16 protein-coding genes are annotated in these 15,776 nt (G+C 49.4%); 10 read left to right on the top strand and 6 right to left on the bottom strand.

The window, feature by feature from the left end; translation table 11 throughout:
* The first annotated feature begins 147 nt into the window (after positions 1-147).
* Positions 148-633 carry a GAF domain-containing protein gene (locus MKY48_RS04355; protein WP_339292362.1) on the top strand — a complete coding sequence of 162 codons (486 nt, stop codon included), beginning with the start codon at positions 148-150 and terminating at the stop codon, positions 631-633.
* A 75-nt stretch (positions 634-708) separates the two neighbouring features.
* A complete protein-coding gene (locus MKY48_RS04350) occupies positions 709-1,071 on the top strand; it encodes an AMP-dependent synthetase and ligase (protein WP_098741910.1) in 363 nt (120 codons plus the stop codon).
* 82 nt (positions 1,072-1,153) lie between these two features.
* Here MKY48_RS04350 and MKY48_RS04345 read toward each other — a convergent pair whose 3' ends face one another.
* The 4 genes from MKY48_RS04345 to MKY48_RS04330 form a co-directional block, all read right to left on the bottom strand.
* Positions 1,154-1,759 (bottom strand): hypothetical protein, encoded by a 606-nt coding sequence (locus MKY48_RS04345; protein WP_339270310.1) that lies wholly within the window; start codon positions 1,757-1,759, stop codon positions 1,154-1,156.
* A gap of 174 nt (positions 1,760-1,933) precedes the next feature.
* A complete protein-coding gene (locus MKY48_RS04340) occupies positions 1,934-2,131 on the bottom strand; it encodes a YwbE family protein (RefSeq protein ID WP_076326037.1) in 198 nt (65 codons plus the stop codon).
* A gap of 189 nt (positions 2,132-2,320) precedes the next feature.
* Positions 2,321-3,175 (bottom strand): SH3 domain-containing C40 family peptidase, encoded by an 855-nt coding sequence (locus tag MKY48_RS04335; RefSeq protein WP_339292361.1) that lies wholly within the window; start codon positions 3,173-3,175, stop codon positions 2,321-2,323.
* 366 nt (positions 3,176-3,541) lie between these two features.
* Positions 3,542-4,306, bottom strand: coding sequence for a pirin family protein (locus MKY48_RS04330; RefSeq protein WP_076325930.1), 765 nt, complete (start codon positions 4,304-4,306; stop codon positions 3,542-3,544).
* A gap of 238 nt (positions 4,307-4,544) precedes the next feature.
* Between MKY48_RS04330 and MKY48_RS04325 the strand changes: the two genes are divergently transcribed.
* The 8 genes from MKY48_RS04325 (at position 4,545) to MKY48_RS04290 (ending at position 13,209) form a co-directional block, all read left to right on the top strand.
* Positions 4,545-5,231 (top strand): response regulator transcription factor, encoded by a 687-nt coding sequence (locus MKY48_RS04325; RefSeq protein ID WP_339270304.1) that lies wholly within the window; start codon positions 4,545-4,547, stop codon positions 5,229-5,231.
* Positions 5,228-6,730 (top strand): ATP-binding protein, encoded by a 1,503-nt coding sequence (locus tag MKY48_RS04320; protein ID WP_339292360.1) that lies wholly within the window; start codon positions 5,228-5,230, stop codon positions 6,728-6,730. Before MKY48_RS04325 ends, MKY48_RS04320 begins: the two co-directional genes overlap by 4 nt.
* Before the next feature lie 325 nt (positions 6,731-7,055).
* The gene (locus tag MKY48_RS04315; RefSeq protein ID WP_339270300.1) at positions 7,056-7,757 is read left to right on the top strand and encodes a response regulator transcription factor; all 702 of its coding nucleotides are present in this window, start codon (positions 7,056-7,058) and stop codon (positions 7,755-7,757) included.
* Positions 7,754-8,761, top strand: a complete 1,008-nt coding sequence (locus tag MKY48_RS04310; protein ID WP_339292359.1) for a HAMP domain-containing histidine kinase — start codon at positions 7,754-7,756, stop codon at positions 8,759-8,761. The genes MKY48_RS04315 and MKY48_RS04310 overlap by 4 nt, the downstream gene beginning before the upstream one ends.
* A gap of 184 nt (positions 8,762-8,945) precedes the next feature.
* Positions 8,946-9,716 carry an ABC transporter ATP-binding protein gene (locus MKY48_RS04305; protein WP_339292358.1) on the top strand — a complete coding sequence of 257 codons (771 nt, stop codon included), beginning with the start codon at positions 8,946-8,948 and terminating at the stop codon, positions 9,714-9,716.
* Entirely contained in the window at positions 9,691-11,640 is a 1,950-nt protein-coding gene (locus MKY48_RS04300) for an ABC transporter permease (RefSeq protein WP_339292357.1), read from the top strand. The genes MKY48_RS04305 and MKY48_RS04300 overlap by 26 nt, the downstream gene beginning before the upstream one ends.
* Positions 11,641-11,680: 40 nt before the next feature.
* The gene (locus MKY48_RS04295; protein WP_215160472.1) at positions 11,681-12,292 is read left to right on the top strand and encodes a DedA family protein; all 612 of its coding nucleotides are present in this window, start codon (positions 11,681-11,683) and stop codon (positions 12,290-12,292) included.
* Positions 12,293-12,366: 74 nt separating this feature from the next.
* Complete coding sequence (locus MKY48_RS04290) at positions 12,367-13,209, top strand: undecaprenyl-diphosphate phosphatase (RefSeq protein WP_076325937.1); 843 nt, start codon at positions 12,367-12,369, stop codon at positions 13,207-13,209.
* 175 nt (positions 13,210-13,384) lie between these two features.
* Here MKY48_RS04290 and MKY48_RS04285 read toward each other — a convergent pair whose 3' ends face one another.
* Together MKY48_RS04285 and MKY48_RS04280 are read right to left on the bottom strand one after the other, a co-directional pair.
* Positions 13,385-14,029 carry an N-acetylmannosamine-6-phosphate 2-epimerase gene (locus tag MKY48_RS04285; RefSeq protein WP_213647847.1) on the bottom strand — a complete coding sequence of 215 codons (645 nt, stop codon included), beginning with the start codon at positions 14,027-14,029 and terminating at the stop codon, positions 13,385-13,387.
* A gap of 29 nt (positions 14,030-14,058) precedes the next feature.
* On the bottom strand, positions 14,059-15,549 hold the full coding sequence (locus MKY48_RS04280) for a PTS transporter subunit EIIC (RefSeq protein WP_076325939.1): 1,491 nt from the start codon (positions 15,547-15,549) through the stop codon (positions 14,059-14,061).
* Positions 15,550-15,776 lie beyond the last annotated feature (227 nt).

Below are 15,776 nucleotides of genomic sequence, written 5' to 3'. Positions count from 1 at the left end.
TGTCATACATTACCCTTGCGCCTAGAAGAGGAATCAGTTGGATTCACTTGGAGCTTTCTTCCTCTTGGCTTGTCTCTTGACGAATATCATATACTTATACTAAGGTGATGGAACCAACGCGAAAATAAAGGAAGGGCGGATAATCACATGTTTCAAAACACACCCTACGAAGGCACCCGGAGCGAGCAATATGCCCAGGTCCTGAACCAGTTAAAAGTACTTATACACGATGAGCCCAATGCCATTGCCAATTTGTCCAATGCCTCGGCGCTGCTCAAGCAGTTTCTGTCCGATACGAATTGGGTCGGCTTCTATCTCTATGATGGTAAAGAACTGGTGCTCGGGCCGTTCCAAGGACTGCCCGCTTGCATTCGGATTCCAATGAATCGTGGCGTTTGCGGCACGGCTGCGGCTGAACAGACGACACTGCTAGTTGCCGACGTACATGAATTCCCCGGGCACATTGCCTGTGATGCAGCTTCGAACAGCGAGATTGTTGTTCCGATCATGGTGGATGGCGCACTGTATGGCGTTCTCGATATCGATAGTCCGCTAAAGAACCGTTTCGATCAGGAGGATCAAGCTTTTCTGGAGGAGTTTGTCCATATATTGGAAGGTCAGCTCACTTTATAATCAGGATGTTTTTACGTATTCTTCCGTACACTAATCAAGGATTTGAAACCACAATTCTTAGGAGGAATACAAGCTATGTATCAAATGAATAACAACAACTCGCAAATTTCGCAGCAAATTCGTCAGTGCGAGCAAATTCTTCAGCAGTTGACCCAGCAAACACAGCAGGGTTCGGCTATGTACCAGCAACTGATGCAGCAAGAGCAGCAAAATGCAGCCCGCCTGGAAGAGCTCGCTCAACGTGAGCGTCAAGCGGCACAGATGATCCAGTCTGCCCTTCAAGGACATCAACAGGCGATGCAGCAGTATCAGCAAATCTCCCAAATCGTTAGACAAGTCGAGAATTCCGTGCAAGCTCACAACCAAACACAACACATTCAGCCTTCATTTGGCCAACAGGGTTTTCCTAACACACACCAAGGCCAAGGCTTCCAATAAAAATGTTAAAAGGGGTATCTCACAGGTCGATAAGACCTGCGAGATACCCCTTCTATCGTTATCTACTTCTTCTCTTTGTTATCTACTTTTTCTCTTCACTTACTCTGAATTCGATCTCGGCTTGTATCTTATACCTCTTTGGCTCTTCCCCGTTCGAATCGCCCTGGTCCGCGCCGTGCGATTGTGAATCAATCACAAAATCCGCAGATCCATAGACGACGTAGTCCCCATCCGGAAAGCCATCCTTCAGGGAACGGATGAAATCTTTGAACCTCTTGTCGTCACTGCTGTCGTAACCACCGCCGATTTTATAATATTCGCGAAGGGGCTCGCCCTTTTTCAGCGTGGTTGTAATATAGGGCTCATTCATGGCATAACTGATGTTGTAGTCCCTTGTGAGCTCTTTCATCGGGAAATAAAAGGCGGAAGCCGCATGGCCGATCGTAACCTCATCCAACTCGCCGACATACTCTAGTTCCGCGTATACTCGAACCTGATCTCCATGCTCGTACTGCTCCTTCTCGCTAACGAGGCGATACACGAAGTCCCCGTCAGGAACTTCCGCATAATGTCCCCTGGCAGCTATATTCAATGGAGGATCAGATGGAGCCGCCCCTAGCGTCTCCTGCTTCACACACCCTGTTAGCATCAACATCAAGATAAACCCCATATAAAGGTATCTTTTCATCTTCATTTTCACCTCAACTTCCAGACGGATGGTCAGAGGGCAATGTTGCACAGAACTGCAAAAAAGCCGTATCCAAAACTCCTCAGGAATGCGAAGTTTTGGATCGACTTATAGTCAAACTGTTCTATTCATGGCAGCCTGAGTTTTTTGACGGCCACAGGACTGCTTCGAATTTCAAGACTCATAAATGTTCTTTATCCGTCCCACCTGGCCATCTTGAAGGCGTACTTTTATGCCATGCGGATGGTTCGGGGAATTGGTCAGAATATCCTTGACCACGCCGCGGGTTAATTTGCCCGTTCGCTGATCCTGCTTCAATACGATATCAACCTCAAGTCCCGGTTTGATATTGGAACGCTGCCCACCGTTCATCGTTGTCCCTCCTGTCCATTTCTTGATGCTGTCCATTCTCTATTGTCCACCTTACTGAAATCAAGGTTGAAAAGCAAATTCCAAACAACAAAGGACTGCCCGTTAAAAGATCATTCAGATCTTCGAATCGGACAGTCCTTCTATCTCATTCTAAGTACGGGTACATACCCAATGAAAAATTATGATGCGCTACAGGACGCTTCCGCCATGCATGAAGCGATTTTTCCAGGAATCACCGAAGGTACCAACAAGGACACCACCGGATTGTTTTGAGTACGTATGCAGCAGCTTATTGTCTCCCAAATAAATAGCTACATGGGTGATCCGCTGTTTGGACTTGTCCAATCCGGCATAAGCGGATGCCGATGAACCTCTGTAACTCATAAAGAATACTAGATCCCCGCGTTCTAATTGATTGACGTTGTAAACAGCCGTTCCTTTATCCTTGACGTATTGCCCTTGTTTGCGGGAATCGCTTGGCAGCGTAATGTTAGCGCCGTCCATGAATGCGCGGCGAACAAAAGCGGAGCAGTCAAAGGTCTTCGTTGAATTCCGGTTAGAACTGAATTCGTACGGCGTGCCAAGATACTTCATGCCTGCACTGATTACTTTTTCAACGCTGGCGCTAGCAGAAGGCGCAGTACTTCCCGAATTGCCGGAATTGTTAGAAGAGCCGCTGCTTTGGTTAATATATTTAGACGAAGCATATCCTTGCTTGCCGTCCGAAGTTTTGATCTTATACCAGCCTGAGCTCTTACCCAGAATTTGAACGCGGTCACCCTTATGCACGCGGTCAACGACTTTACCCGAAGTCGAAGCCTTATTGCGCATATACACATTCGAGCTTGCCACGCCGTTTGTTGCAGACTGCACGCTGGCAGCAGCCACTTCATTCACAGACCCATATCCGTAAGAACCAAGAACCGCTGCTGATAGAAGCGCTCCGGCCATCAATTGTTTAAAGCTTTTTTTCGAGAAAATAATGATCTCCCCCATCTCGTTAGATTGTGGAATGACGAAATTGTCATTTTCGTGATCCCGCAATCATTATAGACAGGCCATGTCTCGGGACGCATGCTACCATCCTCACAAAAACGCATGCCAACTATTGGTAAAGAGGGGGACTATAGTCTCTTTTTATGCTTAAATTTAGTATAAATAGATTATTATAGAAATAATACATGCCAAAATAACCCAACCAGCCCGGTATAACAAACGCCGGAATTCTCTGTTGGGTCTTTCTACTTACCATATATACGTATTTTTTCTTACTATTGTTGCAGGAGAGTATATATTGCGATCCTTCCTACAGCGAAAAAAGCCTGTCCAGACGGGTATCCCCATCTGACAGACTTTAGTTTATCGTACATCCTAAATTTCATTCCACTACAATTTTGTAAACAATTGACCTTATGGCCTCTTGGAATAGAGCGGATACCCAGGGTTTTCCGGTACGTCAATCAGGATAACCCTGACATTGTCTTGCGCCTTAAGGCTTAGCGTCTCGCCTAGCTTTGTATCCATTACCATAAAGTCCCGCTGTCGAAATTGAAGGCTTTCCTCTTCGGCACAAAAGCTGCCAGCTCCCCTTACGGCAAGCACAGCCGCTCTCCTGCCGGACTTCAGTTCATACTGAGCTTCATTACCAGCCAGAATCTGAATATCCAGCATCCTCACATCTACGGATAAATCGGTTGGTGCAGAACCGCCAATCATCGTTTTGACCAGTCCACCCTGTATGCGGGTTACCGGGAAGGAATCCGGTCGATACTGACGACAGGCAGGATTCTGTTTCAATGAATCGCGAAGATACGGCTCGAACCAAATCTGAAATCCTTCTGCATCCGGTCCAGTCAAACGTTCCTCGTGTGTTAGCCCGGAACCGGCCCTCATCAATTGCAAGCCTCCAGGCCCCAACTCACTGTGCGTGCCATGCGAATCCTTATGAACGCCCTTTCCCTGAATCATATAAGTCACGATTTCAAAACCCTGATGGGGATGAGGCGCAATATAACCTTCGACGGGCGAACGGAACCAGGACCAATAGAAAAGTGGCCCCACCCGGGTCACGGCAGACCCTTCTCCGGAGAAACCGATCGGCTTCTGCTCCGTTATCCTTCCTCCATCGAGAGAGTCCGTGCTCTGATTCTCGGGTGGATATACATTTCCTATCATGTCCAGTCTCCTCCTTTCACCCATCCATGATGGACCTTGAACAGGTGCTCCATTGATTATCTCGGCTTTAAGATAGTATCAACGATAACAGAATATATATCAACATCCTTAAATTCCCTTCTTGCGGATGCATATTTGCGAATCACTTTTCAGTTTATTTTCAGTTCACGTTCAGTCTTCATTCAGCTAGAGCACGTATGATAAAGTTGAAGGAATGAGATAAGGGGAGTTTTGTGCTATGGAATCAACGCATCGTATTCGTGTTTTGCTAGTGGACGACGAGCCGCATATCCTGCAGTTTCTGGAGCTTGGTCTCCAAAATGAAGGGTTTGAGGTGCGAACGGCCCCGGATGGGGAACGTGCGATAATGGAAGCAAGCCGCTTCGAGCCGCATATCATCGTTCTGGATGTGATGATGCCGGGAATGGACGGACTTTCGGTATGCAGACGGTTGAAAGAGGAGGGTCGGGATATCGCGATCATTATGCTTACCGCGAAGGACGAGATTGATGACCGTGTGAAGGGCCTCATGATCGGAGCGGATGATTACATGGCCAAGCCTTTCAGTTTCGAAGAGCTGCTTGCCCGAATTCAAGCAAGGCTGCGCAATCAGTTCCCGAGCCTGCTGGGTGAAATTCGGCTTGGCCCATTCACCATCGATGACCGGAAGAAGGAAATTGCATACCAGGGGGAGGCCCTTGAGCTGTCGCCCACGGAGTATAAGCTGCTTAATCTGCTTGTGACCAAACACGGCAGCGTTTTGAGTAAACCGAATATTTTGAATATTGTGTGGGATTACGACTTTGGCGGAGAGGATAACATCGTTGAGGTTTATATCCGATCCCTGCGCGAGAAGCTCGGCGATAAGGAACACCGGGTCATTCGCACGCTTCGCGGAGCCGGCTACCGGGTCGATTTGCCATGAGTTTGCGAAACCGTACACGTTCATCCGGGCCTACGTCTCTACGTACGCAGCTCTTGTCACGATCCCTCATCATCTTGGCGCTTCTGCTTGTGCTGATCGGCGCATTGCAATATGTATTAATGAAAAATGCCCTGTTCCGCAATCAAGCCGAGGCGCTTTCCCTTCAGGCTCGGTCGATCCCCATGGAGCTATGGGAGGCTGATCAGGAGCCGCATAACCGGCCTTCAGGGCGAAATAACGAAGCCCTTCCGGAAAATCCGCGTAAGGGGGACAGACCTATGTTCTTTCTGCCGAATATGTCGCTTGCCAAGATCGAAACCGACGGAGGTTACACCGACCTGGCCGCTGATAACGGTCTGTCCGCGCCAAAGCTGACAGCAGAGGCTTATTCAGCGATCCTGGAGAAATTCCAGAAGCGTCTGCCTATTCCGTATGAAGTAATCGAAAATGCCGAGGGCACCGAGCAGATCATTGTCTTTCGCCCTTACGGCAATCCGAGCAGCCCCTCGGGTGTACTGCAGCTTGGATTGGATACGCAGCCCCTGCATGCCGTTCTGCTGCGGCAGCTGCTGATTTTTGCCGTACTGGCTTTACTGGCCATGGCTGCAGGGGTTGCATTGTACCTGCCTTTGCTGCGCCGAACGCTCCACCCCCTGAACCGAATGGTCGAAGCGGTAAAACGCACAGACGCCGGGAACTTGGCGGAGCGTTTTCCTGCCGTGCAGGGTCAACGGGAGATTGACCGCTTGGCCGAATCGTTTAACGGCATGCTGGAAAGGCTCGAAGATGCGTTTGAAACGGAACGCGAAGCCAAAGAGCAGATGCGGAGGTTTATTGCCGATGCTTCCCATGAGCTGCGAACGCCACTCACTTCCATTCACGGCTTTCTGGAGGTGCTTGGCCGCGGCGCTGCCGACAACCCGGAGCAGCTGCATGCTGCACTATCCAGCATGCACGGGGAATCCAAGCGCATGAAGAAATTGGTCGAGGATTTGCTTCTGTTAGCCAAGCTTGACCGCAAGCCGGAGCTCCATCTGCAGGCAACCCGGCTGGATCAGCTGCTGCTTGAGATGGAGCCCCATCTGAGGATGCTTGCCCAAGGCAGGATTATAACGATTCAAGCGGTACCGGTGCTGTGCCGGTGTGACCCCGATAAGATCAAACAGGTCGTCTATAACCTGTTTCATAATGCGGTACAGCATACCGATTCTGCCATAGGGCGGATTACCCTTACGGTTAATAAAACCAAGGAACAGGCCGTACTGCTGGTTAGCGATAATGGAGCCGGGATTCCGGAGGAGCATCTGCCCCATCTGTTCGAGCGGTTCTACCGCATCGATGAATCCCGGACCAGACAGCACGGTGGTGCGGGTCTTGGATTATCCATTACCCAATCCATCATTGCCGCACATGGCGGTCAGATGAGCGTGGACAGCACGGTCAACCAAGGAACGGTTTTTCGTGCCGAGTGGCCGGGTATCATTCAGTCCTTAGCCTGAAATCCCCCTTCACAAGCTCCGGCCGGGACCACCACCAATGACGAGAACATCGGCCGTCAGTTTGAGTCCCTCATTTGCACGCAATCGATGATCCCCCCTCCTTGATTGCTAAATAATATGAGATCATAACGACAAAAAAGGAGATCATGAAGGATGCTCATGATCTCCAGTAGACTGGTCGATTGAATTTATCATAGTTATTCGATTGGAGTTATCAAGTATATTATCAGCAGATGTGTGGTAACGTATTTTTCCTTATATCCTGACAATTTGGTACAATACACTCGGTACTAGAAGAATGTAAAATGAAGGGACTATGATCGATATGTTCAAAATCTTTATTGTCGAAGACGATACCGGGCTGGTCAACCTGCTGAAAGAGTATCTTCATAAATTCGGTTACATGACGCAGTCCGTTCATGATTTCGAGACGGTACGCGATCAATTTGAATCGTATGACCCCCACCTTGTGCTTCTGGATATCAATCTGCCAAAATACGATGGATATTACTGGTGCCGCCAGTTCCGAAGCCTCTCCACCTGCCCGATCATCTTCATCTCCGCCCGCGACGGGAAAATGGATCAGGTGATGGCGCTGGAGAACGGTGCCGATGATTATATAACCAAACCCTTTGACTACGAGATTGCCATGGCCAAAATCAAGAGCCAGCTCCGGCGTGCCTACGGCTCTTATGCTGTCGCTCAGAATGAGCGCGTGCTCAGCGTTGCCGGACTCACGCTCGACGTTGAACGTCTCTCCCTGTCGCTTGGGCAGAACCAAACGGAGCTCAGCCATACTGAAGCCAAAATTTTGGACGAGTTAATGAAGAAGCCCGAGCAGATCATCAGCAGGGACCGGCTTCTGGAGAAAATATGGGATGATCAGGCCTTCGTGGACGATAATACGCTGAACGTATACATCACCCGCGTCCGCAAGAAACTTGCTGCCCTTGGGATCGAGGATGGCCTTCAAACCGTGCGCGGTCGCGGCTATCGACTGGTACCGAACTGGGGGGACGAAGCATGAGGCTATTTCTGCAAGAACAACGTCCCTTAATGATTGTCTACATAGCCCAGCTTCTCGTAGTAACACTCATTTACAGACTGGATGGCTATCGCGATTTGATGGTTAGTCTGTACGCAGGCATCATCAGCTTGCTGCTGCTTCTCGGCTATCTGGCCTTCCGATTTATAGCCAACCGTTCATTCTATAAACGATTAGAACAGCCGCTCCCGGGAGAATCCCTCACCGGCGAATCCTCGGCAGAATCCTCCCATACCCCGCTCGCCGAAGCGCTTCATCAACTGCTGAAAACCCAGTTCCGGCATTACACCACGGATCTGCATAACTATAAGCATAAGATTGAGGGCCATCTTCAGTTCATCAATCAATGGGCCCACCAGATGAAAACGCCGATTTCGGTCATTCACCTGATTCTTCAGGATGATGATGATCCCCGTTTTGCCGCGATCGGCGACGAGCTGGATCGACTCAAAAAAGGGCTTGATCTGGTGCTGTACACCGCCAGGCTTGATACGTTCGAGCATGACTTTCACGTGGAGAACCTGCCGCTTCAGCGAATCGTCCGGAATGTCACTTCCGAGCAAAAGCGTCTGTTCATCCGGCGGAGAATTTATCCGTCCATCCAGATCGATTCCGGACTAACGGTGGCCACGGACGAGAAATGGCTCTCTTTTGTGCTGACACAGCTGCTGACCAATGCGGTTCGGTATACGCTGAAGGAACAAGGCACCCTCTTTTTTAACGGCTACACCCGGGAGAATCAAGTTGTACTTGAAATCCGGGACGAAGGCATCGGCATTCCCCCAAGCGACCTGCCGCGAGTGTTCGACCCCTATTTCACCGGAGAGAACGGGCGCAGGTTCCAGGAATCGACAGGCATGGGGCTGTTTCTTGTCAAACAAATATGCGATAAGCTAGGACATGCCTTCGAAATCGAATCCAAAGTGGATGAAGGAACGACGGTTCGCATCATTTTTGCGGATTCTTCAGGCCACATTGCACAATAAAGTTCAACGGCAGGCAGGGCAGCGCTTTTTGCCCATTCAGAAACGATAGCAGTGGCAGTTCCTGATCTAACTTACGGCAGTTAAAGAAACCTTACAAGGTTGTAAGGTAACTGTAAGTTACGAATATGGCATGAACGCGAAGGAATCTTTTACAATGATATCATCGTTATAGAGGAGTGAAGATATGCCCATCTTGAGCGTCAAGCATCTATCTAAAATCTATGAGGGCAAAGTGGCGTTCCAAGCGCTGAACAATATTCACTTCAACGTCACCAAAGGGGAATTCGTCGGCATTATGGGTCCTTCCGGCAGCGGAAAAACCACGCTCCTCAATCTGATTGCAACCATTGATCAGCCCACAGCCGGAGAAGTGATCATAGGCGGGCGCAATCCTCATCTTCTCAGCAGAAGCGACACCGCTCTGTTCCGGCGCCGGGAGCTTGGCTTCGTCTTCCAGCACTTCAATCTGCTGGATACGCTGACCGTTGAGGAAAATATCGTTCTCCCGTTGACGCTGGAGGGCATGCCGCTTGACGAAATGGGCATCCGGCTGAGCCGGATCGCAGATCAACTCGGCATCGGGTCCATTCTGCATAAGCATACCTATGAGATATCCGGCGGGCAGATGCAGCGTACCGCCATTGCCAGGGCGCTCATTCAGGAGCCCTCTCTAATTCTCGCTGACGAGCCCACCGGCAACCTAGACTCCAAAGCCTCCAAAGAGGTGATGCAGACGCTTTCTGCTTCGAGTAAAGAGGCTTCCGCAACGATTCTCATGGTCACTCATGATCCGGTGGCAGCCAGCTACTGTGACCGCGTCTTGTTCATCAAAGACGGACAACTTTATAATGAAATGTACTGCGGTGACAACCGCCAAGCCTTTTTCCAGAAAATTATCGACATGCTGGCTTTACTGGGAGGAGGCAGTCATGACCTTTCGACAATTCGCTTTTAGGAATGTCCTGAGGAATAAGCGGACCTATGCTGCCTATTTCTTAAGCAGCGCATTCTCCGTCATGATTTTCTTCGTGTGTGCGCTGTTCCTGTTCCATCCTTCGATAGCGGACGAGATGTTCTATCCGGTTGTTATCCAGGCGATGCTCGGGGCCGAGCTGATCATGTATGTATTCTCGTTTTTCTTTGTGCTGTATTCCGTGGGGGCTTTTCTAAAGACGCGCAAGCGCGAGTTCGGCATTCTGTTCATGCATGGCATGACGGATCGCCAATTTAACAAGATGGTGTTTCTCGAAAATATGATCATCGGCGTAAGCGCCATTGCTACAGGCATCCTGTTCGGCATCATTACAGGCAAGCTGTTTCTGATGGCAGGCTCGGCCTTTCTTGGAATCCCGCCTCTGCCGTTTCGATTGCCCCTGCGTGCGCTTGGACTGACGGTTGCAAGTTATGTGCTGCTGTTTATCATTATCTCGCTGTGCACCTCTAGGCTGCTGCGTCCTAAAGCGTTGATCGATCTGTTTCAATCCGGACAGCGACCGAAAACCGCGCCCAGGACATCGCCCTGGTTATCGATATTGGCAGCCGTGCTGCTGGTGGTCAGCTACAGCTTAGCCGCCACGACAAGCGCGTCGACCCTCGCGCTGCGCATGTTCCCGGTTACCTTAATGACGATGATCGGCACCTATCTGATGTATACGCAGCTAGGAGTTGCTCTCGTGCGGAGGTTGAAGCAGAGCCGCCGGTTAGCCTGGAGAAGGACCAAGCTGATCTCGCTATCCAGCCTGCATTACCGGCTTAGGGATCATGCACAGATGTTCTCGATGGTGACAATCGTGCTGGCTGTTTCCTTTTGCTCGGTAGGCGTATTTGCCTCCATCCCGGTGCTCACGAAGCAATTCAACGAGGATTTCCCTGCTGCCATCGGTTATCTCGCCAAAGCGGAGGACACCTCCGAGAAGCAGCATTTACATGAAATCCGGCAGGAGCTTGAGTCGAAAAAAATACCGTTTGAAACGCTATCGTTTCGCGTGAAATATACGGAAGTTGAGCCAGCTTCCGCACAGGTCGGGCAGTTGCAAAATCCGTTGGCACTGATCTCCTTCTCCGACTATAAGGCGGCGGTGCTAATGGCGGGACTGCCATTTGATGAACAGCCGCTAAGCGGTGAGGATGCGCTTGTCCTCATTGCTTCGCAAAATGACAGGGCTTATATCCGCGACCGGGAGCACGCTTCGTACCGAATCCATGATTCCGAACTTCTCCTGCATGAAATCGGTTATTCCGATCATGTCGGCGTACCGGAATATTTGCTGCCGGAAATGGACGACGATTCTCGCTTCGGCGGGCTTGTGGTCAGTGACGAAGCCTTCGCCGCCATCACGAATCCGGTCCGGCTAGAGCGGTACACCGGCTTCTATGTGGATGATTTCACAGAGACGGAGGGCATCGTCCCCCATCTGGCCCCGCGCGGGGCGGTGCGTTATGAGATGGGCCAGCCTTATGCATTGGCGGTCAGCGGCACGCTCTTTGCCCTTCGAGACAGCCTGTACAATATGCTGCTCTTTGCGGCGCTGCTTGTGGGCACGGTGTTTTTTATCGCGGCAGGAAGTTTCCTGTACTTCCGCCTCTATGCCGATCTGGATTATGACCGCAGGCATTATGCCACGATATCCCGGCTTGGAATGACCGATAAGGAGTTCCGGCGGATCGTCACCGGACAGCTGGCGCTGCTGTTTTTTGTACCGATCAGCCTTGCGATTGTGCACAGCATCTTTGCTTTTATCGCGCTGCAGAGCTACTTCTATTTATCCATTGCGGCTGAAATGGGCATCGTGTTGATCAGCTTCCTGATGATGCAGGTCCTGTATTTCTTCTTTATCCGCAGTCAATATCTGCGCAAGCTGAAGCAGACCCTTATATAACGGATGCAGCAGCATCCTTATTTTGAAAGAGGTGTAACCCTTGGAAAACTGGATTACGGATATGATGGAGCAGTTCGGCTATATCGGCATCCTGCTGATGATTGCCCTGGAAAACGTGTTTCCTCCGATCCCCTCCGAAGTCATTCTTACCTTCGGCGGATTCATGACCACCTACACGAAACTGACGGTGCCTGGCGTTATCATTGCCGCAACGATCGGATCTGTCGTCGGTGCTGTTATTCTGTACGGAATTGGTCGCCTGCTCGATGTCGAGCGGCTTGAAAAAATCGTGGATCGCTGGGGGCATATCCTCCGTGTCAAAAAAGAAGACATCCGCAAGGCGGATGCCTGGTTTGATAAATACGGCTACTGGACCGTGCTGTTCTGCCGCATGATTCCGCTGATCCGAAGCTTGATCTCCATCCCGGCAGGGATGTCCAACATGAAGTTCGGCATGTTCCTCCTCTTCACAACCATCGGCACCCTGATCTGGAACATTATTCTGGTATGCGTGGGAGCCGCTGTCGGCGATTCATGGGAAAAAATCGTAGCCTTCATGGACGTCTATTCCAATATCGCTTATGCTGTAATAGCTGTGGCCGTAATTGCGTTCCTGTTCTTTTTCTTCCGCAAGCGGAGAAAGTCAGCTTAAAGTTACGCATATTCATGCCATTGATCATTCATATCATTACATTTAACATTTTAGTAAGGGAGAGACTATAGGTCATGGATTTTTTAACCATCCTCAAAGCAATTATTCTGGGAATCGTCGAGGGACTGACCGAGTTCGCTCCTGTATCCTCTACCGGTCATATGATCATCGTTGATGATATGTGGCTGAAATCCGAGGAGTTTCTGACGAAATACGTAGCCAACACCTTTAAGGTTGTCATTCAGCTTGGCTCCATTCTAGCCGTCCTCGTTGTGTTTAAGGACCGCTTCCTGGATCTCTTGGGCCTCAAGCGCAAAAAGCCTGAAGCCGGCGTACCGGCGGTTACGGGCAGACTGAAGCTCAGCCAGGTTATTGTCGGTTTGATTCCGGCCGGTGTTCTGGGCGTCTTGTTCGAAGACCTTATTGACGAACATTTATTTTCTACCGAAACGGTGCTGATCGGACTTGTAATTGGGGCCATCTTCATGATCGTTGCCGATAAAGTCAGCTCGAAAAGAGAGCCGAACGTGGTCACTGTCGACCAAATAACGTACAAACAGGCATTCAGCGTCGGATTGATTCAGTGTTTGTCGCTCTGGCCAGGCTTCTCCCGCTCCGGCTCCACCATCTCCGGAGGCGTCATGCTCGGTATGAGTCACCGCGCGGCGGCGGACTTCACCTTCATTATGGCGGTGCCGATCATGTTCGGAGCCAGCTTACTGTCGCTATTGAAGAACTGGGAATACTTCACGCTGGAGGCTCTTCCATTCTTCATCGCCGGATTCGTGGCAGCCTTCGTCTTCGCCTTGATCTCCATCCGCTTCTTCCTGAAGCTGATTAACCGGATCAAGCTGGTGCCGTTTGCGATCTATCGGATCGTGCTCGCTGCTATTATTGCGTTGGTGCTTTATCTGTAAAACCGTTCTACAAGTACCCGTTTACAATCCTAGAGGTGCTCGGGCACGTATAAAGGGGCTGTCCCAAAGTCATCTTTCATGACTTCTGGGACAGCCCCGTTTTATTAAAAGTGCGCGGATGGCTATGGTATTAACAGACTATATCATAACAAATCTTTCCTCTATGCTTCTTTTGTTATAGAACTTCGTTTACCTCATCAGAGAACCATTTCGCGATGATTTGCGGCCTTGTTATGGCGCTGCCTACAACCACACAATGAGCCCCCATTTTGATCGCTTTTGCAGCCTGCTCCGGTGTGTTGAAGTTGCCTTCTGCAATGACTGGTTTCTTACACTGCTTAATCAGTTCTTCCAGCACGGTGAACTTCTCCACATGCTGAGACTGCGGTGTATAACCAATAAGTGTCGTTCCAATGTAGTGGAACCCCAATCGATCTGCTCGCAACCCCTCTTCCGTGGTGGAGATATCCGCCATGAACTTCTGCGAAGGGTATTTTGTAAAGATCGATTGCAGGAATGCCTCATCCTGATCCATCGTTGCTTGCACAGCAATAATTTCAACCCCCGTGCCAACAAGCGCATCCACTTCGGTCATGGTCGCTGTAATGAACGATTGCATACCCGGGTATTCTTTTTTGATAATGCCAATAATGGGCAACTCAACTTGCTTCTTAATCTCTTCGATGTCTTCAACGCTATTAGCACGAATCCCCACCGCACCGGATTCGGCAGCCGCAATGGCCATACGCCCCATAATAAATGAACTATGCAACGGTTCGCCTGGCAAAGCCTGACATGATACAATTAATCCTCGATTCACAATATGTTCCCTCCATGCCCTATCCTGTTTTATTCTTCACCAATAGTCTCATTTATCTTTTGTTTAATTAAGTCGGCTTTGGCGCCAAATACAGCCTGAATCCCGCCTTTTACTTCCAATACTGCGGTAGCACCCAGTTCTTTGATTGTATCCTTATCTACCTTCGATACATCTTTGACGGCAACACGAAGTCTTGTAATACATGCATCGACGTCTTCCAGGTTCTCCTTGCCGCCAAGCGCACTCAGCACTTTCATCGCGGTATCTCCAATACTGTCCTTGGATTCAACCGATACGCTCTCCCCATCACTTTCACGTCCAGGTGTCGCCACATTGAATTTCGTAATTAAGAAGCGGAACACAAGGTAATAGATGATCGCCCAGAAGAGCCCGATAATGATGACATAGATCCAATTAGTTCTGGCATTCCCCTGCAGAACCCCGAAGAGCAAGAAGTCGATGGCCCCGCCAGAGAAGGTATTCCCGATACGAACGGATAACATATCCGCGATCATAAAGGATAGACCGTCCAGAGCCGCATGAATCACATATAACCATGGAGCGACGAATAAGAACATAAACTCAATCGGCTCCGTAATCCCTGTCAGGAACGAGGTCAGCGCAGCACTAAAGAACAAACCAAACACAAGTTTGCGACGGTTCTTCGGTACGCAATGATACATCGCAAGGCATGCCGCAGGAAGACCAAACATCATCGTAGCAAAACGCCCTGCAAAAAAACGGGTTCCTTCGGAGAACATTCCAACATGATTCGGATCAGCCAGTTCGGCAAAAAAGATTTTCTGCGCACCCACCACTTGCTGACCTGCAACCGTGGCGACACCGCCCAGCTCTGTGAACCAGAACATCGGATAAATCATATGGTGTAGACCGACAGCACCTGTAAGACGAAGCAAGAATCCGTATAAATAGGTTCCGAAATATCCCATGCCGGCAATAGCAGTTCCTGCCGCTACCAGCCATCCTTGAAACGTAGGCCAGATTAAGAAGAAGATCCCGCCTACAAAAATAGCACTAAACGATGAGACGATCGGAATAAACCGCGAGCCCCCAAAAAATCCTAGAAAGGAAGGTAATTGAATCCCCCGGTATCGATTATTCAAATAAGTAACCAGGATACCAATGACAATAGCCCCTACAACCCCGGTGTCAATGGATTCAACGCTTGGATTGAATACCGTGATCATTGCACCAATCGATGCATTCATAACTAGGAACGAGACGGCTGCTGCCAGTGCGGCAGTACCTTTATCTTTTTTCGCTAATCCCACGGCAAGACCAATACACATGATTAGCGCTAAGTTGGTAAACACAACATTGCCGGCTGCTGACATAATTTGAAAAATAGCTTGTAAAAACGGCGTATTCAGAATCGGATATGCCGCAATCGTATTTGCATTCGATAAGGATCCGCCAATCCCAAGCAGCAAACCCGCAGCAGGTAGGATTGCAATCGGTAACATAAATGACTTACCAAGCTTTTGCAACTGTTTAAACATGGATTTTCCTCCTATTAGATCAAGCATTGTACTTCCATCGCGATATGTCGATTCTACATCATGAAATTATTTTAGTAAATATAATTTTATTAAAATAATTTTATTATTACCTGACAATTAAATCCATGACAACCCTTAGTATGAACAACTCACCAATAAAAAAACCTGTGCCCCTCCAGTAGACGATAAATACGTCAACTTCCGAGGTTCACAGGTACGATGAATGC

It is taken from the genome of Paenibacillus sp. FSL W8-0187 (assembly GCF_037969755.1).
Lineage (GTDB): Bacteria > Bacillota > Bacilli > Paenibacillales > Paenibacillaceae > Paenibacillus_AQ.
Note: the sequence above shows the minus strand (reverse complement) of the source record. Positions and strands in the feature narration are given on the sequence as shown.